Origin of the sequence: gamma proteobacterium SS-5, from assembly GCA_009497875.2 — a bacterium.
Lineage (GTDB): Bacteria > Pseudomonadota > Gammaproteobacteria > Chromatiales > Chromatiaceae > Magnetovirga > Magnetovirga frankeli.
Genome location: CP032508.2, coordinates 2908011 through 2929334 on the forward strand (window position 1 = coordinate 2908011; position 21324 = coordinate 2929334).

At 62.8% G+C, this 21324-nt stretch carries 17 protein-coding genes; 4 read left to right on the top strand and 13 right to left on the bottom strand.

All coding sequences use genetic code 11. The annotated features are described in order from the left end of the window. Positions 1-47 precede the first annotated feature (47 nt). Together ftsH and rlmE are read right to left on the bottom strand one after the other, a co-directional pair. Positions 48-1976, bottom strand: coding sequence for an ATP-dependent zinc metalloprotease FtsH (gene ftsH, locus D5125_01495; GenBank protein ID QFY88255.1), 1929 nt, complete (start codon positions 1974-1976; stop codon positions 48-50). 264 nt (positions 1977-2240) lie between these two features. After that, the gene (gene rlmE, locus D5125_01500; GenBank protein QFY88256.1) at positions 2241-2876 is read right to left on the bottom strand and encodes a 23S rRNA (uridine(2552)-2'-O)-methyltransferase RlmE; all 636 of its coding nucleotides are present in this window, start codon (positions 2874-2876) and stop codon (positions 2241-2243) included. Between the two features lie 62 nt (positions 2877-2938). Here rlmE and yhbY point away from each other — a divergent pair, with 62 nt between their 5' ends. Then, complete coding sequence (yhbY, locus tag D5125_01505) at positions 2939-3238, top strand: ribosome assembly RNA-binding protein YhbY (GenBank protein QFY88257.1); 300 nt, start codon at positions 2939-2941, stop codon at positions 3236-3238. Positions 3239-3410: 172 nt separating this feature from the next. Here the strand turns inward: yhbY and greA are convergent, their stop codons facing one another. The 3 genes from greA to carA all read right to left on the bottom strand — a co-directional run bounded on the left by greA (position 3411) and on the right by carA (position 8547). Then, positions 3411-3887 (bottom strand): transcription elongation factor GreA, encoded by a 477-nt coding sequence (gene greA / locus D5125_01510; protein QFY88258.1) that lies wholly within the window; start codon positions 3885-3887, stop codon positions 3411-3413. Positions 3888-4009: 122 nt separating this feature from the next. Beyond that, complete coding sequence (carB, locus tag D5125_01515; GenBank protein ID QFY88259.1) at positions 4010-7216, bottom strand: carbamoyl-phosphate synthase large subunit; 3207 nt, start codon at positions 7214-7216, stop codon at positions 4010-4012. Between the two features lie 191 nt (positions 7217-7407). Then, positions 7408-8547 (bottom strand): glutamine-hydrolyzing carbamoyl-phosphate synthase small subunit, encoded by a 1140-nt coding sequence (gene carA / locus D5125_01520; GenBank protein QFY88260.1) that lies wholly within the window; start codon positions 8545-8547, stop codon positions 7408-7410. Positions 8548-8769: 222 nt separating this feature from the next. Between carA and recQ the strand changes: the two genes are divergently transcribed. The 3 genes from recQ to D5125_01535 all read left to right on the top strand — a co-directional run bounded on the left by recQ (position 8770) and on the right by D5125_01535 (position 13293). Then, positions 8770-10956 carry a DNA helicase RecQ gene (gene recQ, locus D5125_01525; protein QFY91027.1) on the top strand — a complete coding sequence of 729 codons (2187 nt, stop codon included), beginning with the start codon at positions 8770-8772 and terminating at the stop codon, positions 10954-10956. A 208-nt stretch (positions 10957-11164) separates the two neighbouring features. Beyond that, complete coding sequence (locus D5125_01530; protein ID QFY88261.1) at positions 11165-12949, top strand: flagellar hook-length control protein FliK; 1785 nt, start codon at positions 11165-11167, stop codon at positions 12947-12949. Then, the gene (locus D5125_01535) at positions 12946-13293 is read left to right on the top strand and encodes an EscU/YscU/HrcU family type III secretion system export apparatus switch protein (protein QFY88262.1); all 348 of its coding nucleotides are present in this window, start codon (positions 12946-12948) and stop codon (positions 13291-13293) included. The genes D5125_01530 and D5125_01535 overlap by 4 nt, the downstream gene beginning before the upstream one ends. 72 nt (positions 13294-13365) lie before the next feature. Here the strand turns inward: D5125_01535 and D5125_01540 are convergent, their stop codons facing one another. The 8 genes from D5125_01540 to D5125_01575 all read right to left on the bottom strand — a co-directional run bounded on the left by D5125_01540 (position 13366) and on the right by D5125_01575 (position 21321). Next, on the bottom strand, positions 13366-13806 hold the full coding sequence (locus D5125_01540) for a chemotaxis protein CheW (protein QFY88263.1): 441 nt from the start codon (positions 13804-13806) through the stop codon (positions 13366-13368). A gap of 11 nt (positions 13807-13817) precedes the next feature. Further along, a complete protein-coding gene (locus tag D5125_01545) occupies positions 13818-14243 on the bottom strand; it encodes an ectoine synthase (protein QFY88264.1) in 426 nt (141 codons plus the stop codon). After that, entirely contained in the window at positions 14243-15517 is a 1275-nt protein-coding gene (gene ectB, locus D5125_01550) for a diaminobutyrate--2-oxoglutarate transaminase (protein QFY88265.1), read from the bottom strand. Before ectB ends, D5125_01545 begins: the two co-directional genes overlap by 1 nt. A 78-nt stretch (positions 15518-15595) precedes the next feature. Continuing rightward, on the bottom strand, positions 15596-16099 hold the full coding sequence (gene ectA, locus D5125_01555; GenBank protein ID QFY88266.1) for a diaminobutyrate acetyltransferase: 504 nt from the start codon (positions 16097-16099) through the stop codon (positions 15596-15598). Continuing rightward, positions 16096-16626 carry a MarR family transcriptional regulator gene (locus D5125_01560; protein QFY91028.1) on the bottom strand — a complete coding sequence of 177 codons (531 nt, stop codon included), beginning with the start codon at positions 16624-16626 and terminating at the stop codon, positions 16096-16098. The genes ectA and D5125_01560 overlap by 4 nt, the downstream gene beginning before the upstream one ends. A gap of 281 nt (positions 16627-16907) precedes the next feature. Next, entirely contained in the window at positions 16908-17711 is an 804-nt protein-coding gene (locus D5125_01565; GenBank protein QFY88267.1) for a ParA family protein, read from the bottom strand. Between the two features lie 79 nt (positions 17712-17790). After that, positions 17791-18846, bottom strand: a complete 1056-nt coding sequence (locus D5125_01570) for a chemotaxis response regulator protein-glutamate methylesterase (protein ID QFY88268.1) — start codon at positions 18844-18846, stop codon at positions 17791-17793. 90 nt (positions 18847-18936) lie between these two features. Next, entirely contained in the window at positions 18937-21321 is a 2385-nt protein-coding gene (locus D5125_01575; GenBank protein QFY88269.1) for a chemotaxis protein CheA, read from the bottom strand. Between the last annotated feature and the right edge of the window lie 3 nt (positions 21322-21324).

The following is a 21324-nucleotide window of genomic DNA, read 5'->3' on the forward strand; positions in this document are numbered from 1 at the left end:
CGACTCAGATCAAGCCCAATCCCCCGCCAGTGCCGCACCGGTCCGGCTCAATGCTGGCTGACCGGCCCGCCGATGGGGCCCTCGTCACCCTTGCCGGCGGGCTGCTCGTCCTGCTTTTCGGCCAGGGCGGAGCCGCCGTCATTGGCATCGTCATCCCAGTCCGCCGGTGGGCGCGGCTCGCGTCCCTCCATGATGTCGTCGATCTGGTGGCTGTCGATGGTCTCGTACTTGATCAGCGCCTGGGCCATGGTGTGCAGCTTGTCCAGTTGCTCATTGAGGATACGCTCTGAGCGCTGGTAATTGCGGTCGATGAATACCCGGATCTCTTCGTCGATGGCATGCGCCGTGTCGTCGGAGACATTCTTGTGCTTGGTCACCGAATGACCGAGGAACACCTCGCCCTCATCCTCACCGTAGGCCAGCGGCCCCAGACGGCTGGACAGCCCCCACTTGGTGACCATGCTGCGGGCGATCTCGGTGGCACGCTGAATGTCGTTCTGGGCGCCGGTGGTGACCTTCTCCTCGCCAAAGATCAGGGCCTCGGCGATGCGCCCGCCGAACAGGCTGGAAATCTGGCTCTCCAGGCGCTCCTTGGAATAGCTGTAACGGTCTTCTTCCGGCAGGAACATAGTTACCCCCAGGGCACGGCCACGGGGGATGATGCTGACCTTATAGACCGGGTCGTGGGAGGGCACCAAGCGGCCGATGATGGCGTGACCGGCCTCGTGATAGGCGGTGAGCTTCTTCTCCTCCGGGCTCATCACCATGGAGCGCCGCTCGGTGCCCATCATGATCTTGTCCTTGGCCCGTTCCAGGTCGGACATATCCACCATGTGCTTGTCGCTGCGGGCGGCAAACAGGGCCGCCTCGTTCACCAGATTGGCCAGATCGGCACCGGAGAAACCCGGCGTGCCGCGGGCGATCAGCGAGGCCTTGACGTCATCGGCGATGGGCACCTTGCGCATGTGTACCTTGAGGATCTTCTCCCGCCCGCGCACGTCCGGCAGGGGCACCACCACCTGGCGGTCGAAGCGACCGGGGCGCAGCAGGGCCGGGTCGAGCACGTCCGGGCGGTTGGTGGCGGCGATGACGATGATGCCCTCGTTGCCCTCGAAGCCATCCATCTCCACCAGCAACTGGTTCAGGGTCTGCTCGCGCTCATCGTGACCACCGCCGAGACCGGCACCACGATGCCGACCCACGGCATCGATCTCGTCGATGAAGATGATACAGGGGGCGTGTTTCTTCGCCTGCTCGAACATATCCCGCACCCGTGAGGCACCGACGCCGACGAACATCTCGACAAAGTCCGAGCCGGAGATGCTGAAGAAAGGTACCTTGGCCTCACCGGCAATGGCCCGCGCCAGCAGGGTCTTGCCGGTACCGGGCGGGCCGACCATGAGGGCGCCGCGGGGGATCTTGCCGCCGAGCTTCTGGAACTTGGCCGGGTCCTTGAGGAATTCCACCATCTCCTGCACGTCGTCCTTGGCCTCTTCGATACCGGCCACATCGCTGAAGGTGATCTTGACCTGGTCTTCGTTGAGCATGCGCGCCCGGCTCTTGCCAAAAGACATGGCACCGCGCCCGCCGGCACCGCCCTGCATCTGACGCATGAAGAACACCCAAAGCCCGATGAGGATGAACAGCGGGAACCAGTTGATGAAGATCTGGGTCAGCAGGCCGGGCTTTTCCGGCGGACCAGCGACAATTTCCACATCGGCATTGAGCAGATCGCCCACCAGGCCGTTGTCGTTGGGATTGTAGGTACTGAAACGCACGCCCCCATCGCTGATGCCGATGATGTTGTTGCCCTGGATCTCCACTTTCTTCACGCTGCCCTGCTTGACCTCATCGAGGAACTGGGAGTAGGCCACCGACTGGGTGCGGGGGGCCTGGGTGGAGAAGTTGTTGAACACCGACATCAGCACCACGGCGATGACGATCCAGAGAATGACGTTCTTGGCTAAATCACTCAAAATGCTTTCCTCTTGAGCCAGGATGGGCGGATTATGCTGAAAAAACGACCTGGTCCGCAAATAAACGCTAATTAAATTTAGGACGCAGAGATCGCGGAGAAGCGCAGAGCACGCAGAGTTTGCATTGCTAACTGCTTACACCGTCAAGCCCCTCGCCCCTGAGGGGAGAGAGGTTGGGGAGAGGGGCAAGCAGTACCACTTTCGTTCGCTTAGCTAGTCCTTTACAACTCTGCGGCCTTTGCGCTTCTTTGCGCCCTCTGCGTCCTAATTTTCTGTCGATTGTACCCGTTTCCCGCGGCCCAGCAGGTAAACTTCCCGGCTGATGCTGCGGGAGGCCTCGGGTTTGCGCGTCTGCACCTTGGTAAAACTGGCGCGCATTTCGCGCAAAAAGGGCTCAAACCCCTCGCCCTGATACACCTTGACCAGAAAATCGCCGCCGGGTTTCAGGCATTCCCTGGCAAAATCCAGGGCCAATTCGCACAGATAGATGGATTTGGGCTGATCCACCGCCGCAACCCCGGTGACATTGGGCAGCATGTCGGAAATTACAAGATCAACCGCAGCCCCGGCAAGGACTTCGCGCATCTGCCGCAACACGGCATCCTCGCGGAAGTCCCCCTGGATAAAATCCACCCCGGCCAGAGAATCCATGGGCAGCAGGTCCAAGGCAATGACCCGGCCCCGGCCATCCAGAATCCGCGCCGCTACCTGGCTCCAGCCGCCGGGGGCCGCACCCAGATCGACAATCACCTGGCCGCGCCGGATCAGCCTGTCTTTCTCCTGTATCTCCAGCAGCTTGTACGCCGCCCGTGAGCGCATGCCCTCACGCTGGGCCTTCTGCACATAGGGGTCATTGATGTGACGCTGGAGCCAGCGCTTGCTGCTTGCAGTCTTGGGCATGGAGTTTATCGAGCCGTGGGATTAGTGACTATAATGGCGCTTTTGCGGGGAAGATTGCCACAGTGGAACTCAGTCAAGCACAGAAGAAACACCTCAAGGGCCTAGCCCATCACCTCAAGCCGGTGCTGCTCATCGGCCAGCACGGCCTGACCCAGGGGGTGCTCGACGAGATGGCGATCACCCTGGACCACCATGAGCTGATCAAGGTAAAGATCAGCGTCGGCGACCGTGCGCAGCGCGACCAACTCATCCAACAAATGGCCCAGGCCAGCGCCGCCAGCCTGATCCACCGCATCGGCAACATGGCCATCTTCTTCCGCCGCAACCCCAAGCAACCCAAAATTGCCTTGCCCAGTGGTTGATATTTGGGACGCAGAGAGCGCCAAGAAGCGCAGAGAACGCAGAGTTTTAATCTTGCTTAATAGAAGCTTATCCGGTCGGAGCCCCTCTCTCCAAGGGGCGAGGTGCTTAACTACCCAATAAACTAATCTCTGCGTGCTCTGCGCTTCTTTGCGACCTCTGCGTCCGATCTATCTATTCGTAACGCACTTCGATAATTTCCAGCTCGCGTTCGCCGCCTGGGGTTTGCAATGCGGCCACGTCGCCTTCGCTCTTGCCGATCAGGGCGCGGGCTATGGGTGAGGTGACCGATATCAGGCCCTGCTTGATGTCTGCCTCGTCCTCGCCGACGATCTGATAGCTGTGCCTTTCGCCGCTGTCCAGGTCCTCTACATCAACGCTGGTGCCGAACACCACCTTGCCACCGGCATTGAGCGTGGTCACGTCGATGATCTGGGCGTTGGACAGCTTGCCCTCGATATCCCGGATACGACCCTCGATAAAGCTCTGCTGCTCACGGGCGGCGTGATATTCGGCATTCTCCTTCAGATCACCGTGGGCGCGAGCCTCGGCGATGGCCTGGATCACCTTGGGCCGGGCCTCGGATTTCAGTTCGTTCAACTCGGCGCGCAGCTTTTCCGCCCCGCGCACGGTCAGGGGTACCTTGGACATGGATTCTCACTCCCGATTATTAAGACATCGGGACTCGGGATTGGAGAATCGGGACTCGAAAAAACACGGCTTGGCCTTTTCATCGGGTCCCGGGTCCCGAGTCCCGGGTCCCGCCAATTCATTCAATGTAAATCCTGCAGTCGCCTTACGCGCAGCGAGGCACCGCGTTTCATCGCCATGCAGGTGGCCTCGGCCCCGGCGATGGTGGTGTTGTAGCAGGTCTTGTATTGCAGGGCCGAGCGGCGGATCTCGGAGGAGTCCTCGATGGCCTGCTTGCCCTCGGTGGTGTTGATGATCAGGCTGAACTCCTCGTTCTTGATCATATCCACCACATGGGGGCGGCCTTCCATTACCTTGTTGACGCCGGTGCAGGCCACGCCCTGTTCGTTCAGATAACGCGCCGTGCCGTGGGTGGCGAACAGGCTGAAGCCCAGTTCGGCCAGATCGCGGGCGACGTTGAGGGTACGCACCTTATCGGCATCGCGCACGCTCAGCAGCACCTTGCCGCCGCTGGGCAGGTCCACGCCCACCGCCTCCATGGCCTTGGCGTAGGCCTCGCCAAAGCCCTCGCCTATGCCCATGACCTCGCCGGTGGACTTCATCTCCGGCCCCAGCACGGTATCCACGCCGGGGAACTTGACGAAGGGGAACACCGCCTCCTTGACGAAGAAATGATTGGGGATCACCTCCCGCTCTATGCCCTGCTCGGCCAGACCCTTGCCCGCCATGCAGCGCGCCGCCACCTTGGCCAGGGCCACGCCGGTGGCCTTGGAGACAAAGGGCACGGTGCGCGAGGCGCGGGGGTTGACCTCCAGCAGATAGATGTCATCCCCCTTGATGGCGAACTGGGTATTCATCAGGCCGACCACCTTCAGTTCCAGGGCCATCTTGCGCATCTGGTCGCGCATACGGTCCTGGATCGCCGGGCTCAGGGTATAGGGCGGCAGGGAGCAGGCGGAGTCGCCGGAATGCACCCCGGCCTGTTCGATGTGCTCCATGATACCGCCGATGAGCACGTCCTTACCGTCGCAGATGGCGTCTATATCCACCTCGATGGCGTCATCCAGGAAACGGTCTAGCAGCACCGGCGAGTCGTTGGATACGCTGACCGCCTCGCGCATATAGCGGCGCAGATCGTTTTCGTCATAGACAATCTCCATGGCCCGTCCGCCCAATACATAGGAGGGCCGCACCACCAGGGGGTAGCCGATCTCCTCGGCCAAACGCACGGCAGAGTCATCGTCCCGCGCCGTGCGGTTGGGTGGCTGCTTCAGGCCCAGCTTTTCCACCATCTGCTGGAAGCGCTCGCGATCTTCCGCCAGGTCGATGGAATCCGGGCTGGTGCCGATGATGGGCGCGCCGGCGGCCTCCAGGTCTTCCGCCAGCTTCAGCGGCGTCTGGCCACCGTACTGGACGATGACGCCCTTGGGCTGTTCCTTGGCGATCACCTCCAGCACGTCCTCCAGGGTCAGGGGCTCGAAGTAGAGCCGATCAGAGGTGTCGTAGTCGGTGGAGACGGTCTCCGGGTTGCAGTTGACCATGATGGTTTCAAAGCCGTCCTCGCGCAGGGCCAAGGCGGCGTGTACGCAGCAGTAGTCGAACTCTATGCCCTGGCCGATGCGGTTCGGCCCGCCGCCCAGGACCATGATCTTGTCGCGGCTGCTCGGACTGGACTCACACTCCTCCTCATAGGTGGAGTACATATAGGCGGTGCTGGTGGCGAACTCGGCGGCACAGGTATCCACCCGCTTGAACACCGGTCGAATGCCCAGCTCCCAGCGGTGCTGGCGCACCTCGGCCTCGCTACAACCCAGCAGCAGGGACAGACGCTGGTCGGAGAAACCCTTGCGCTTGAGCTGGCGCATACGGCCGACATCCAGCGCCGCCATGCCCTGCCCGCGCACCTCGGCCTCCAGTTGAATCAGCTGTTCCACCTGGGCCAGGAACCAGGGGTCGATGTGGCAGACGGCGTGGATCTCGTCCAGGCTCATGCCGGCGCGGAAGGCATCGGCCAGATAGAACAGGCGATCCGGCCCGGGCATGCGCAGCTCTTGCCGGATCAGCTCCAGCGCCCCTTCCTTGTCGCGATCGACGATCTCACACAGGCCGGCGCGACCGGTCTCCAGGCCGCGAATCGCCTTCTGCAGGGACTCCTGGAAGGTACGGCCTATGGCCATCACCTCGCCCACCGACTTCATCTGGGTGGTGAGGCGGTCATCGGCCTGGGGGAATTTCTCGAAGGCAAAGCGCGGGATCTTGGTCACCACGTAGTCGATGCTCGGCTCGAAGGAGGCCGGGGTAGCACCGCCGGTGATGTCGTTCTGCAGCTCATCCAGGGTGTAGCCCACCGCCAGCTTGGCCGCCACCTTGGCGATGGGGAAGCCGGTGGCCTTGGAGGCCAGGGCCGAGCTGCGCGACACCCGCGGGTTCATCTCGATGATGATCATGCGGCCATCGGCCGGGTTGATGGCGAACTGCACGTTGGAGCCGCCGGTATCCACGCCGATCTCACGCAGCACCGCCAGGGAGGCGTCGCGCATGATCTGGTATTCCTTGTCGGTCAGGGTCTGCGCCGGGGCCACCGTGATGGAGTCGCCGGTATGCACCCCCATGGGGTCGAAGTTTTCGATCGAGCAGATGATGATGCAGTTGTCCCTGTGGTCGCGCACCACCTCCATCTCGTATTCCTTCCAGCCGAGGATGGACTCCTCGATCAGCAGCTCCTTGGTGGGCGACAGGTCCAGGCCGCGCTTGCAGATCTCGATGAACTCCTCCTTGTTGTAGGCGATACCGCCGCCGGAGCCGCCCATGGTGAAACTGGGCCGGATGATGGTGGGGTAGCCGATGGGTGCCTGCACCTGCAGTGCCTCTTCCAGGCTGTGGGCGATGGCGGAGGTGGGCATGTCCAGGCCGATCCTGCGCATGGCCTGGCGGAACAGGTCGCGGTCCTCGGCCTTGTCTATCGCCTCTCGACTCGCCCCGATCATCTCCACGCCATGCTCGGCGAGCACGCCCTCGCGCACCAGATCCAGGGCGCAGTTGAGCGCCGTCTGCCCGCCCATGGTGGGCAGCAGGGCATCGGGCTTCTCCCTGGCGATAATCTCCGCCACCGTGCGCCAGTTGATCGGCTCGATGTAGATGGCATCGGCCATCTCCGGGTCGGTCATGATGGTGGCCGGATTGGAGTTCACCAGGATGACGCGAAAACCCTCCTCCTTCAGCGCCTTGCAGGCCTGAGCGCCGGAATAATCGAACTCACAGGCCTGGCCAATGACAATAGGCCCGGCGCCGATGATGAGGATGCTGTGTAAGTCTGTACGTTTAGGCATGTTGATTTAAGTCTAAGTCCGCAAACGAAAGGCAAATCTCAGGACGCAGAGAGCGCTGAGTAGCGCAGAGCACGCAAAGTTAATTTTTCAGTCATGTTATCAATTCAGCATCCACTTGGTTTTCCTCTGCGACCTCTGCGCTTCTTCGCGTCCTCTGCGTCCTTAAAGGCTTTGAACTGCCGCTGTAGGCTTTATTTGGTCCCGAGTCCCGAGTCCCGCATTAAAGCAATAAACCGATCAAACACCGGCGCTACATCGTGGGGGCCTGGGCTGGCTTCGGGGTGGCCCTGGAAGCTGAAGGCCGGTTTGTCGGTGCGCTGGATGCCCTGCAGGCTGCCGTCGAACAGTGACTTATGGGTGGCCTTGAGGTTGGTCGGCAGGCTGGCCTCATCGACGGCGAAGCCGTGATTCTGGCTGCTGATCATCACCTGGCCCGTGGCCAGGTCCTGCACCGGGTGGTTGGCGCCGTGGTGGCCGAATTTCATCTTCAACGTCTGGGCACCGCTGGCCAGGGCCAGCAGCTGATGGCCGAGGCAGATGCCGAAGGTGGGCATCCCACTATCGACAATCTCGCGAATGGCCTCTATGGCATAGTCACAAGGCGCCGGGTCACCGGGGCCGTTGGAGAGAAAGACGCCATCGGGCTTGAGCGCCAGCACCTCGGCGGCGGGGGTCTGGGCTGGTACCAGGGTGAGGCGGCAGCCGCGATCCACCAGCATACGCAGGATGTTGCGCTTGACGCCGTAATCGTAGGCCACCACATGCAGCGGCAGATCCTCTGCCTGCGGCGGATGGCCGCCCTCCAGGCTCCAGCTGCCGCTGCGCCACTCATAGGGCGCGGCGGTGCTGACCTCGCGGGCCAGATCCATGCCCTTGAGGCCGGGGAAGCTGCGCGCCAGCTCCAGGGCCTGATCCTGATCAATCGCCCCGGCCATCACGCATCCATTCTGGGCCCCCTTCTCGCGCAGGATGCGGGTCAGGCGGCGGGTGTCTATGTCGGCGATGGCGACTATGCCCTGCTCAACCAGATACTCAGGCAGAGACTTCTGACTGCGCCAGTTGCTGTGCAGCAGGGGCAGATCGCGGATCACCAGACCGGCGGCCTGGATGCCGGGGGCCTCCTCGTCTTCCTCCGTGCAGCCGGTGTTGCCGATGTGCGGATAGGTCAGGGTGACGATCTGGCGGCTGTAGGAGGGGTCGGTAAGGATTTCCTGATAGCCGGTGAGGGCGGTATTGAACACCACCTCGCCCAGGGCATGGCCCTCGCAACCAATGGATTCTCCTTGAAAAACCGAACCGTCCTCAAGGACCAAAATCGCAGGCGTGCTCACATTTCTCTCCGGCGCAGGCACAGAAAACGGGAGGAACCAGAGGCTCATCCCGTCTTAAGACAAAATGGGGATTTGAGGGGCGATTCTAGGCCCTGAAGCCCCCTTTGTCCATGCTTGCTGCACCGCAACAGAAGGGTGATCTGAAACGGGGGCCATGCTGCTGACGTCTGTACCCCTGTTTGATTTGCCGACTCGACCCCGGTTTCTGCGATAATGTCGGCCATGCAAATCGATTCAACCCCGCCCCACCCCCGCGCCCTGGAGGTATTGCGCCAGACCTTTGGCTATCACGGCTTTCGCTCCGCCCAAGGCGCGGTGATCAACCGCCTGATCGACGGCGGCGATGCCCTGGTGATCATGCCCACCGGCGGCGGCAAGTCGCTTTGCTACCAGATCCCGGCCATGCTGCGCCCCGGCGTCGGCATCGTCGTCTCGCCGCTGATTGCCCTGATGCAGGACCAGGTATCGGCCCTGCTGCAAAACGGCGTGCGCGCCGCCTTTCTCAACTCCAGCCTGATGCCCGCAGATGCCCGCGCGGTGGAGCGCCAATTGCTCGATGGCGAGCTGGACCTGCTCTATATCGCCCCCGAGCGGTTGCTGCAGGAGAACACCCTGGGCCTGCTGCAACGCGCCCCCCTGGCCCTGTTTGCCATCGACGAGGCCCACTGCGTATCCCAGTGGGGCCATGATTTCCGCCCGGAGTACATCCAGCTATCCCAGCTGGCGCAGCGCTTTCCGCAGATCCCACGCATCGCCCTGACCGCCACCGCCGATGCCCGCACCCGGCAGGAGATCAGCGAGCGCCTGCAATTGCAGCAGGCCGAGGCCTTCATCACCGGCTTTGACCGGCCCAACATCCGCTACCGCATCATCGAGGCCCAGGGGGCGCGGCGTCAGCTGCTGGACTTTATCCTGCGCGAGCACCCAGGCCAAGCCGGTATCGTCTATTGCCTGTCCCGCCGCATGGTGGATGAGACCGCCGACTGGCTGTGCGCCAAGGGCCTCAAGGCCCTGGCCTACCACGCCGGCATGGATGCCCAAAGCCGCCGCCAGCATCAGGAGCGTTTCCTGCGCGAGGACGGCCTGATCATGGTCGCCACCATCGCCTTCGGCATGGGCATAGACAAGCCGGACGTGCGCTTTGTCGCCCACCTCAGCCTGCCCAAATCCATTGAGGCCTATTATCAGGAAACCGGCCGCGCCGGCCGCGATGGTGAACCGGCCGATGCCTGGATGGCCTACAGCCTGCAAGACGTAATCAACCTGCGCCGGATGATGGACCAGTCCCCCGCCGAGCCCCGGCAAAAACGCATCGAACAGCACAAGCTCTCCGCCATGCTCGGCCTGTGTGAGCTGATCAGCTGCCGCCGACAGGCCCTGGTGGGCTACTTCGGCGACATCATGGCCAAGCCTTGCGGCAACTGCGACAACTGCCTGGACCCACCCACCCCCTGGGATGCCACCATCCCGGCACAGAAGGCCCTGTCCACCGTCTATCGCACCGGCCAGCGCTTTGGCGTAGGCCATCTGGTGGACGTGCTGCTGGGGGCCGACAGCGAACGCATCCAACAGCTGGGCCACAACCAAATCAGCACCTACGGCATAGGCGGGGAACTCAATGCCGATCAATGGCGCGGCCTGTTCCGCCAGCTCATCGCCCTGGGCTATGTGGACCTGGACCCGGAGGGCCATGGCGGCCTGCGTCTCAACCCCAGCTGCCGGCCCCTGCTGCGCGGTGAACAGCAGCTACAGCTGCGCCCGCCGGCCGACAAGGCCAAGCGCAAGGCGCAGAAACGCGCCGCCCAGCAACAGCCCTTCGACAACCCCCAGGATATGCAGCTATGGGAGGAACTGCGCCAGCAGCGCCTGAACCTGGCCCGCGCCGAGGACGTGCCCGCCTTCGCCATCCTCACCAACGCCTGTCTCGCCGAACTAGTGGAACTGCGGCCGCAAGACCCGCACCAGCTGGGGCGCATCAATGGCATCGGCCAACGCAAGCTGGAGCGCTACGGCCCCGCCCTGCTGGAGACCCTGCGCCGCTATCCGCCCGAGCCCGGCCGCAAACCACCGCCCAGCGCCCCGGCCGTTCACCCGGAACTGAGCGAGACCGCCGAGCGCAGCCTGGAGCTGTTCGAAAGACTGGGCGATGCAGATCAGGTGGCCGAACAGCGCCAGCTCAAGCCGCGTACCGTACACACGCACCTCGTCAGTGCCATGGAACTGGGCCTGCTGCCCCTGGAGAGCCTGGTGGTCCTGGCTGCGGACGAGCTGGAGGCGATCGAAGCCATGCTGCAACAACAGGGCGACAAACCCCCGCTGAGCCCGCTGTACGAACACTTCCAGGGCCGTTACAGCTACGAACAACTGGCTTGTGTTCGCGCCGCCTGGATGGCCAGGACACAGGCCTAGTAGAACCCGCTCGGTAAGCGGTACGCCGTCGCGCAGCTAAGGACAGAGCATCTAATTCCCCCCCTTTGCAAAGGGGGGGGTAGGGGGGATTTCTTCAGCCAGACCCCCCTCAATCCCCCTTTTGCAAAGGGGGAGGTCAATGCTCTACCCATTAACCTAAAAAGAGCATTTGGCTACAGTCTGGGCCCTTCCTGCCGATGTGCAGGTTATGGAACTACAAACCCTGCAACTTGCCCTGTCCCTCTCGGCCGGCCCGCGCATGCCGCCGCCGGAGATGGGGTCGGCGCAGACCCAGGCCAGGCCCCTGGCCGAGGGAGATCTGCCCCCCCAGCTACGGGACAGGCTATGGTCAAGGCAGACCCAGGCGTTGACCGAGATGCTGACCTACCTGAAGCCGGCGCGGCTGAGCAGTGAACTTTTGTTGCGCCTGCTAGAGCCATTTCATGCCAAGCTTGACGCCGGGCAAAACCCGACTCAGACTCAGGCCCAGACTCAAAACGACACGCAGAATGCGCTCCATCGTCTCACCCCGGAGACCCAGCGTTTTCTGTTGCGCATGAGCCTGATGAGCCTGGGCGGTACCGAGGCCACCGACAAAACACCCCTGGGAAAGCTCATGGAGATGATCGGCGACAAGAACGCCATTAACCTGAACCAGGCCAGCCTGCTGGCCAAGGCCACTGCCGCCGCACCCGGCATCAGCGCCCTGTCGAGGATGATGGAGATTGGCCAGATCCTCAATGCCCGGGTTGTACAGCAAGACGCCAACGGCGTCCTGCGCCTGCAACTGGGCGAGCAGATACTCAAGGCCAATCTGCCCAGCCTGCCCCGCCTCAATCCCGGCGATAGCCTCAGCCTGCAGCTGCTCAGTCTGAACAACAGGCCACAGCTGAAGGTGATCTCCTTCGCCAGCCAGAGCGCCCCGGAGAACCAACTGCTGCGCCAACTCCTGCACCAGCAGGGCAGCCTGCAACGGCTCTTTCAACAGCTCTCCATCCCGGCCCAGAATGCAACCCCGGCCCAATCGGCCACCCCAGCTCCCCTGACGCCAGCCCAGGCACAGACTCTACCCCAGGGCCCAGCGACCGGGGGCACTGCCTCGACCCCGGCCTCCACCCTCAACAGCCTGCTGCAAGCCCTGGCGGGACAGGCTGGCCCATCGGCCTCCCCTGCCCCCGCACCCGTCGGCACGGCCCAACCCTTGATGCAACAGCTGGCCGGTACGGATGTGGCGCAGAACCTGAAACCCCTGATCGAACTGCTGGCCAACCACCAGCTGGACCCGGATCGGATCAGCGAGGGCCAGGTGCGCAGCCTGATCCTCAACTCCGGCCTGTTTCTTGAGGCCAACCTGGCGCGCAAACGCAGCGCGCCGGCCGACCTGAAATCGGCCCTGCTGCGCATGGTGGCGCAACTGCGCAGCGGCCCTGACCTGCACACCAGCAATCTGGCCGCCCTGATGTACAACCGCCTGCTGCAGCAGGGGGAGAAAAGGCCCCAGGCCCTGCCCGAGCGTCAGCAACAGCTGCTCAATCAGCTGCGCAGCAGCGTCGAGGGGGCCTTGGCCAAGGTGGAGGTGCGTCAGTTGAGGAGCCTGCAGCAAAGTGATGAAAACCGTCAGACCTGGCAGCTGGCCCTGCCCCTGCTGGATCAGCAGAAGATCAAGGACCTGGAGATCCGCATCCAGCGCGATAAGCAGCGCAAGCAGCAGGAACAGGGTGAGGATTGGACGGTCAACCTGCATTTTGATTTCGACAGTAGCGGCCCGATGGACGTGCGCATCAACCTGAAGCAGGACAAGATCGCCGTGGTATTCTGGGCGCAATGGCAGGACACCCTGCACCGGCTGGGGGAATTGATGCCCAAGCTGGAGCAATCCCTGCGCAAGGCAGGGCTGGAGGTAGCCCAGCTGAGCGCCTATCCAGGCGCTATCCCGGAACCGTCCCAGGATCAGCCAAACCCTGAAGATTCCCTGCTGAGGGTAACCGCATGAACAGAACCTATCACCAGGTCCGGGACAACGAGATCGCCGTGGCCTTGCAGTATGACGGCAACACGGCCCCGCGCATCACCGCCAAGGGCAGTGAGGCACTGGCCCGACAGATCCTGGCGCAGGCCGAGCGACATGGCATTCCCCTGCGTCAGGACCCGGAGATGGCCAGCATTCTGGCCCAGATCCCGGTCGGCGACGAGGTGCCGGAGAACCTGTACCGGGCCATCGCCGAGATCATTGCCTTCGCCTATCTGGTCTCGGGCAAACGACCGCCGGGGTTTGAGGACGTGGCCGAGGGGTTGGTGGACTCACCCATTGCCCTCTCCCCCCAAGGCCCAACCTAAGGATCATGAAGTGGGAAGCACCACCCCGGAACATGAAACATCTCTTGGCGGCTTAGGTTACGGCCTGCTCCCTTAGAACGCGCCGCCGTCCTCGGCACCGAAGTTGGTCTCCATCCAGTGTTCGAAATCCACCAGGATCAGCAGGCTGCCCTGGTGCTCCAGGGTACCGGTGATCATCGGCGTGTTGCCGCCGTCAACCGAGTGCTCCACCCGGTCCAGCTCCAGGGTGATGATGTTCTCCACCCCATCCACCTGTAGCCCAAAGCTGCCCCCTGAGGTGTCAAAGATAACAATCTTGCTGTCTTCCGGGTGCTCGCTTTCCGGCAGGCCGAACAATGCCCGGGTAGAGAAAATGGTCAATACCCCGCCACGGATGTCCAGCATCCCCAGGGACCCGGCCGGCCCGCCGGGCAGGGGATTGGGCTCCTGATAGGTGATGATGGAGCGAATACAGTCCACCGAGTGGATGTAACGCTCATTGTCCAGGGAGAAACAAAGGCAGGTTACCCGCATAAGCCACCGCTTCAGGCCCGACGGGCCTTGTCATAGTCCGCCTGATGGGGATGGGGGCTGTAGGCACCGTCCTCATCGTGCATTTCCCGTCCGATTATGGGCGGAGTGAAGGCGCAGATCAGGCGCATGTCGGCGCTGCCCCCGCGCAACAGGTGTTCGTCATGATCATTCAGCAGGTACAGGGTGCCGTCTCTGATCGGGTGGATCTGACCGGTCTTCAGGTCCTCGATCTCACCGTCGCCGGCCACGCAATACACCGCCTCGATATGGTGTTTATACCAGATATGGGTCTGGGTGCCCGCCTTGATCAGGGTTTCATGAAAGGAAAAACCCGCCTTGTCCTCATCCAGCACCAGGCGGCGGCTGATCCAGTTACCGTTTTCGGCATGTACCTCGCGCTCGGTGCCGCTGATCTCCTGCAGGGTGCGTACCAGCATCAGAGGGCCTCCTGAAAGGAATGGGACTTGCTTTCCACCAACTCGCCGATCACCTTGTCGATGATCCCCATACCCTCACGCAGGACTTCCTCCTCGATGGTCAGGGCCGGCAGGAATTTGACCACATTATCATCCGCGCCCGCCAGCTCGATGATCAGATAATTGGCAAAGGCCTCGCGGGATACCTCGCCGGCAAAGTTGGCGCGGGGGATGTCCAGACCCCAGATCATACCGCGACCACGCAGCTCCATCTCCAGCTGCGGGTACTTGGCGACAATCTTGCCCAGCTCTTCCTCCATGATGCGTCCCTTGTAGCGGATCTCGTCGGCGAAGTCCTCGTTGTCCCAGTAAGTCAGGGCCTGAGCGGAAGCGACAAAGGCCAGATTGTTGCCACGGAAGGTGCCGGTGTGCTCCCCCGGCTGCCATTGGTCCAGCTCCGGGCGCATCAGCAGGATCGCCATGGGCAGGCCGCCGCCGATGGACTTGGACATGCACACCATGTCCGGCTTGATGCCGGCCTCTTCAAAGCTGAAGAAGCTGCCGGTACGGCCGTTGCCCACCTGAATATCGTCAACAATCAGCAAAATGTCAAATTCATGGCAGAGATCGGCCAGCTGCCGCAGCCACTCGAAACTGGCGACATTGATGCCGCCCTCGCCCTGTACCGTCTCGACGATGATCGCCGCCGGCAGGTCTATGCCCGAGGAGCCGTCGGTGAGGAACTTGCGCAGATAATCGATGGTGTTGACCTCCGGCCCCAGATAGCCATCGAAGGGCACCGAGTCGGCATTGTTGCGCGCACCGTAGGATTCATCCCGGTAGAAGTCGTTGCCGGTCACCGCCAGGGCACCCATGGTCAAGCCGTGATAGCCATTGGTGAAGGCGATGACATTGGAACGGCGCTTGACCATGCGCGCCAGCTTCAGGGCCGTCTCCACCGCATTGGTACCGGTGGGACCGGTAAATTGGATCTTGTAGTTGAGATTGCGCGGGGCGAGGATGCTGTCATGGAACTTCTGCAGGAAGTTCTTTTTGGCCACCGTGGCCTTGTCCAGGGCATGGACAATGCCATCCCGTTGCAGGTATTCGATCATCGCCTGGCTGATGATGGGGTTGTTGTGGCCGTAGTTGAGGGTGCCGGCACCGGCAAAGAGGTCGATGTAGCGGTTACCCTGATCGTCGTAGATAAAGGATCCCTTGGCCGTGTCGAAAATGGCCGGAAAGGAGCGTACATAACCACGGACCTCGGATTCCATTTCTTCAAAAATGCGCATGTCTTTGTACCTGTGTTGTGGATAATTGATTGGACCGGGAATCGCCTCTGACTCCCTGGCTAGATAACTTTTTTCAGTTTATCGGGGTAGCGGCCCCAGCCGCAGCAGGGGTTCGGGCTCGTGCCCGCCCCCTGGCGGAAAGTGTTCCTGGGCCATGTAGGGCTGCTCATGCAGCTCCACCCCGAGGTCCCGCGCCAACCCGGCGAACAGGGCCCGCGAGGCCTGATTGGAGGGACCGACGGTGGCCTCGATCCATTCCAGATCGGCGCAGGCCGACCGCCGCGTCAGCTCTTGCAGCATGGTCTTGGCCACCCCCCGGCCACGGGCCTGGGGTAGCACCCCCACCTGCCAGACGAACAGGGTCCGGGGCCGGTCCGGGCGCAGAAAGGCGGTGACGAAGCCGACCAATTCCGCCTCCATCTCGGCGAGGATGCAGGTCTCGGCAAACTGGTCACACAGCAGCAGGTAGAGATAGCTGGAGTTGAGGTCCAGGGTACCGGCCTGCTTGATCGCCTGCCAGACGCGGGCACCATCTGCCAGGGCGGGCCTGCGATAACTGATAGGTTTTGTATTTATATTCATTTGGTTACCCTCGTTTTTTGGTCATGGATCTGACAATCAGCAGGGTAAAGCGGGGCTGCGGTCAGGGGGCCTGCGCTCAATACCGGAGCGGCGTCGATATCGCTGGCGTCCATCATGCTGGCGATGCGCTGCAGGGAGGACAACAATAGCATCTGCTCCCAGTCTTGCAGGCAGGAAAAGCGTTCGACAAAGCGGTCCTGCAGCAGGGGCACGTCCTCGGCCAGCAACTCCAGGCCGGTCGGGGTCAGACTGACCAGCACCTGGCGCTTGTCCTGGGTGGAACGGACCCGACGCGCCAGGCCTCTGGCCTCAAGGCGATTGATGACATCGCTCAGGGTAGCGGGGCTCAGGCTAACCTTGCGCGCCAACTGGCCCAGGGTGAGTTCGCCCGACCGCTTGATAACACGCAGGATCAAGGCCTGTGGGCCGGTGAGTTTGTGGCTGTGGAGCAGCTGGCGGGAGTGGAGATCCACCGCGCGCATGATCTGGCGCAGTGCGATCAGGACCTGGTCCTGGGTGGATTCCATGGTGATGACTGGACACTCTGTGGCGAAACGAAGGCGAAATATAACGTACCCGAAGCATTTTTTCCAGTAATCAAGGCCTTCACCGGAGACGACCTGAAACAGAGCCTTGATCCCAATGGTGCCGATCAAACCCTGAAGACAAATAAATAATCTATTATTTTCAAATTGTTGTATATTAACCGACGTCACCTGACAGGTATTCATCACTCAGTCTGGAACCCCTTGATTGTTCTCTGCGTGCCCTGTGGCTCTGGGACTGAACCCCCTGTTTAGGTTGACCCCTAAGTATCTTGCTCGGCGCTGGCCAGCTCCTGACCCGTGTGTCTGAGCAGATACTCCAGCAGGGCACCGTAGGCGATGACGGCACGGGAGCGAGGCGCGAACTCGGCCGGAGTCAGGCCCGATTTGCTGGCATCGCGCAGCTTGGTATCCACCGGGATGACGCCGGGCCAGAGGTGTTCGGCGTAATTTTGACGCAATACCTTGAGGCTGTCCTGGGCGGCGCGGGTGCGCTGGTCATACATGCTCGGCACCACCAGATAGGGCAGTGGCCGATGACGCGCCTTGAGCACCATCTTCAGGGTATGGGTCATGCGATCGAGGCCCTTGAGGGCGAGAAACTCGGTCTGCACCGGGATGATCAGCTGATCACAGGCAGCCAGGGCATTGATCAGCAGCACCCCGAGCAGGGGCGGGCAGTCGATCAGTACATAGTCGTATTCATCCTCCAGCTGTTTCAGCCCGCCCTTGAGGATCAGGCCCATGCCGTTGAGCTTGCCGGCCTGGCGGTCCAGGGTCGCCTGACCCAGGGAGGCGGGCAGCAGGGACAGACCCTCGGTGCCGGTGTCGCAGATCAGGCTTTCCACCCTGAGCGGCTGCTTCTCGGCATTGGCCTGGAACAGGTTATAGACGCTGGTGTCGATGTTGTCCGGGTCGTAGCGGAAATAGCTGGTCATGGAGCCGTGCGGGTCCATATCCACCAGCAATACGCGAAAGCCCCAGCCCGCCAGCAACCCACCCAGGGCGACGGTGGTGGTGGTCTTGGCCACCCCACCCTTCTGATTGGCCACCGCCCAGACCTTCATGCCGACCACCCATTGGGCGGGCTGGGCCGGGCTTGGGGGGTGTGTCCGATGGGGTTGCCGCTGTTCACCTCATCGGCCCTCAGGCAAAACGCTGGGTCAGGGCCTTGGCGATATCCTTCAGCGGCAGCACCCGATCCGACAGACCGGCGCTCTCCACTGCCTGGGGCATGCCATAGACCACGCAACTGGCGGCATCTTGCGACCACAGCCCGGAGCCGGCCTGCTTCAACAGGCGCGCCCCTTGCAGGCCATCGGACCCCATGCCGGTGAGCACCAGGCCCAGGGCCTTGTTGCCATAGACCCGCGCCGCCGAGCCAAACAGCACGTCCACGCTGGGGCGGAAGATCTGGCCGCTGGCGCTCTCCCGGATCTGTACCCGGCCCTGGCCGGGGCGGCCATCGAGCAGTAATTGCATGCCACCTGGGGCAATGAGTACGCTGCCGGCCCTGGGGGTATCGCCATCCGCCGCCTGTCTGACCTGGATCTGGCACAGGCCGTTGAGCCGGTCGGCAAAGGCCTGGGTAAAGTTGGCCGGCATGTGGATGGCCACCACCGTGGGCACGGCAAAGTTGGCCGGCAGCAGGCTGAGGATATTCTGCAGGGCGATGGGTCCGCCGGTGGAGGCACCGATCAGCAGGATCTGTTCGGCGCGGTTGCCCGCCGCCGGCCGCACCGGCTCGGGCTTGACCGGGGCCGGGGTCGGCCGGGCCAATTCGGCCGGGCGCGCCCCCCCTGGGGCGCGCTGACTGATGGCGACAATGCGTTTGCACAGCTCGCAACCCCTGGGGTCGTTGGCGACATAATTCAGCTGCTTGGGCAGAAAATCCACCGCCCCGGCGTCGAGGGCCTCCAGTGTCGCCTTGGCCCCCTCGTAGGTCAGGGCGGAGAACATGAGTATGGGGGTTGGCCGATTGGCCATGATGCGCCGTACCGCCTCGATGCCGTTCATCTTCGGCATCTCTATATCCATGGTGATGGCATCGGGTTTGAGCAGGCGCGCCTGTTCCACCGCCTCTATGCCATCCCGCGCGCAGCCCACCACCTCCAGGCGGGCATCGGCGGCCAGGGCCTCATTGATGCGTTTGATGAAAAAGGCGGAATCATCCACCACGAGAACACGAAGTCTGCCGGCCATGGGGCTCCTAACTATTGCTTGCCGCGCCCGAGGGCTCGGCGGGACGCTCCTTGATGGGATTCAACCGCTTGCTACCGCGCCAGATTGAAACTAAAACCGCTGCGCGTATTTGCGCATCAGCCCAGGCACGTCGAGGATCAGGGCAATCTTGCCGTCGCCGGTGATGGTGGCCCCGGCCAGACCGTCTATGCCTTGCAGCATCTGACCCAGGGGCTTGATCACCACCTCTTCCTGACCGATCAGGTGATCCACCACCAGCCCCACCTGGATGCCCCCCATGTTGACCACCACCACATGGCCCGAACCGCCGGCGTAATCACCGCAGTCAAAGGCCTGATTCTGGATCAGCCACTCGCGCAGGAAGAACAGCGGCAGGGCGCGGTTGCGCACCATAATGGTCTGCCGTCCATCGACCACGTTGCGCTGGCCCATGTCCAGGTTAAAGATCTCCACCACGCTGGACAGGGGCAGGGCGAAGGGCTGTTCCCCCAGCACCACCATCAGGGTGGGCAGTATGGCCAGGGTCAGGGGCAGCTTGATGGTGATGGTGGAGCCCTTGCCCTCTGCCGAGTCGATCTCCACCTGGCCGTTCATCTGGGCGATACGGGTCTTGACCACGTCCATGCCGACGCCTCGGCCGGAGACATCGGAGATCTCGGTCTTGGTGGAAAAGCCGGGGGCGAAGATCAGGTTGAAGCAGTCCCTGTCATCCAGGCGGGCGGCGGACTCCTCGTCCATCAGCCCCTTCTCCACCGCCTTGCGCCGCAGGACTTCGGCATTCATGCCCTTGCCGTCGTCGCGGATGGAAAGAATGATATGGTCGCCCTCCTGCGCCGCCGAGAGCACCACCTCGCCCTTGCGCGGCTTGCCCAGTTGTTCGCGCTCGTCGGGCATCTCGATGCCGTGATCCACGGCGTTGCGCACCAGGTGTACCAGGGGATCGGCCAGGGCCTCCACCAGGTTTTTGTCCAGGTCGGTCTCCTCCCCCACCAGGGTCAGTTCAATCTCTTTCTTCAGGCTGCGGGCCAGGTCGCGCACCACCCGGGGGAAGCGGCCGAAGACCTTCTTGATCGGCTGCATGCGGGTCTTCATCACCGACAGTTGCAGGTCCGAGGTGACCACGTCCAGGTTGGCCACCGCATGCACCATGTCCTCGTCCTGAATACTGGCCTTGAGGGTCTGCAGGCGGTTGCGCACCAGCACCAGCTCGCCGACCATGTTCATGATCTCGTCCAGGCGCGCGGTGTCCACCCGCACCGTGGTCTCGCCGCTGGCGGCCGGGCTGTGCTTGGCATTGCCGACCGCCGGGGCCGGCTTGGCCTGCCGGGCGGGCTGGGCGGGTTCGGCCTTGGCCTGGGGTTTGGGTTCAGGCTTGGGTTCAGGCTTGGGTTCAGGCTTGGGTTTGGGTTCGGGTTTGGGCGTAGCTTCGGCCTTGGGCTCGGGCTGAGAAGGCGCAGCCACCGGGGCGGTGTCGGCGGCTGCCGACTCCGCCTCCAGGCCGGCACCGAATTGACCCTTGCCGTGCAGCTCATCGAGCAGGGCCTCGAACTCATCTTCACTGATCTCATCATCGCCAGCGGAGGTGGCCGCTTCCGGCTGGACCGGCTCGGATTGGGTGGGTTCTTGCTGTATGGGTTCTGGCTGGGCCGGTTGCGCCCCGCTGACCGCCACCTCGGGCTTGAACTGCCCCTGACCATGCAACTGGTCGAGCAAGGCCTCGAATTCATCCTCGGTGATGTCTTCCGAGTCCGCCCCGGCGGGGCTGGTGGCCCCTGGCTGGGCAGACTGATCGCTGGCCGGGGCCTCGCTGTCCGCCGCCTCATTCAGGGCATTGGGGTCGAACCTGCCCTCGCCGTGCAGCTGATCGAGCAGGGCCTCGAATTCGTCCTCGGATATCTCATCGGAATCGGCGGCGGCCGGGGCCGGTTCCTCGCTGCCGATCATCTCATCGATCATGTCGGCGGCCGGGTCGGCAGCGGTCCCAGTGCTGGTCTCAGTGCTGGCCTCAGGGCTTGGGGCCGGTTCCGCCTGGGGTTCTGCCGCCTGCTCGGCTGCCGCTTCCTCGGGCCGCGCCTGCGCCACCTCCTCCGGCCGGGTCAGGGCGGTCAGGCTCTGCAACAGCTCGGGGCTGGCGTGTTCCGGCATCTCGCCCTGGCGCACCAGTTCGAACATGCCATTGACCACGTCGAGCACCTCCATCAGCGGGTCCATCAGGTCGGCGGTGATGCGGCGCTGTCCCTGGCGCAGTATGTTGAACACATCCTCGGCGCGGTGGGTCACCTCCACCAGGGGGTGGATATTGAGAAACCCGGCACCACCCTTGATGGTATGAAATCCACGGAAGACCGCATTGAGCAGGTCGTAGTCGTCCGGCCGCTGCTCCAGATCCACAACCTGCTCGTTGAGCTGTTCGAGAATCTCCCCCGCTTCGACCAGGAAGTCCTGCAAGATTTCGTCGTCAGTATCCAGACTCATGGT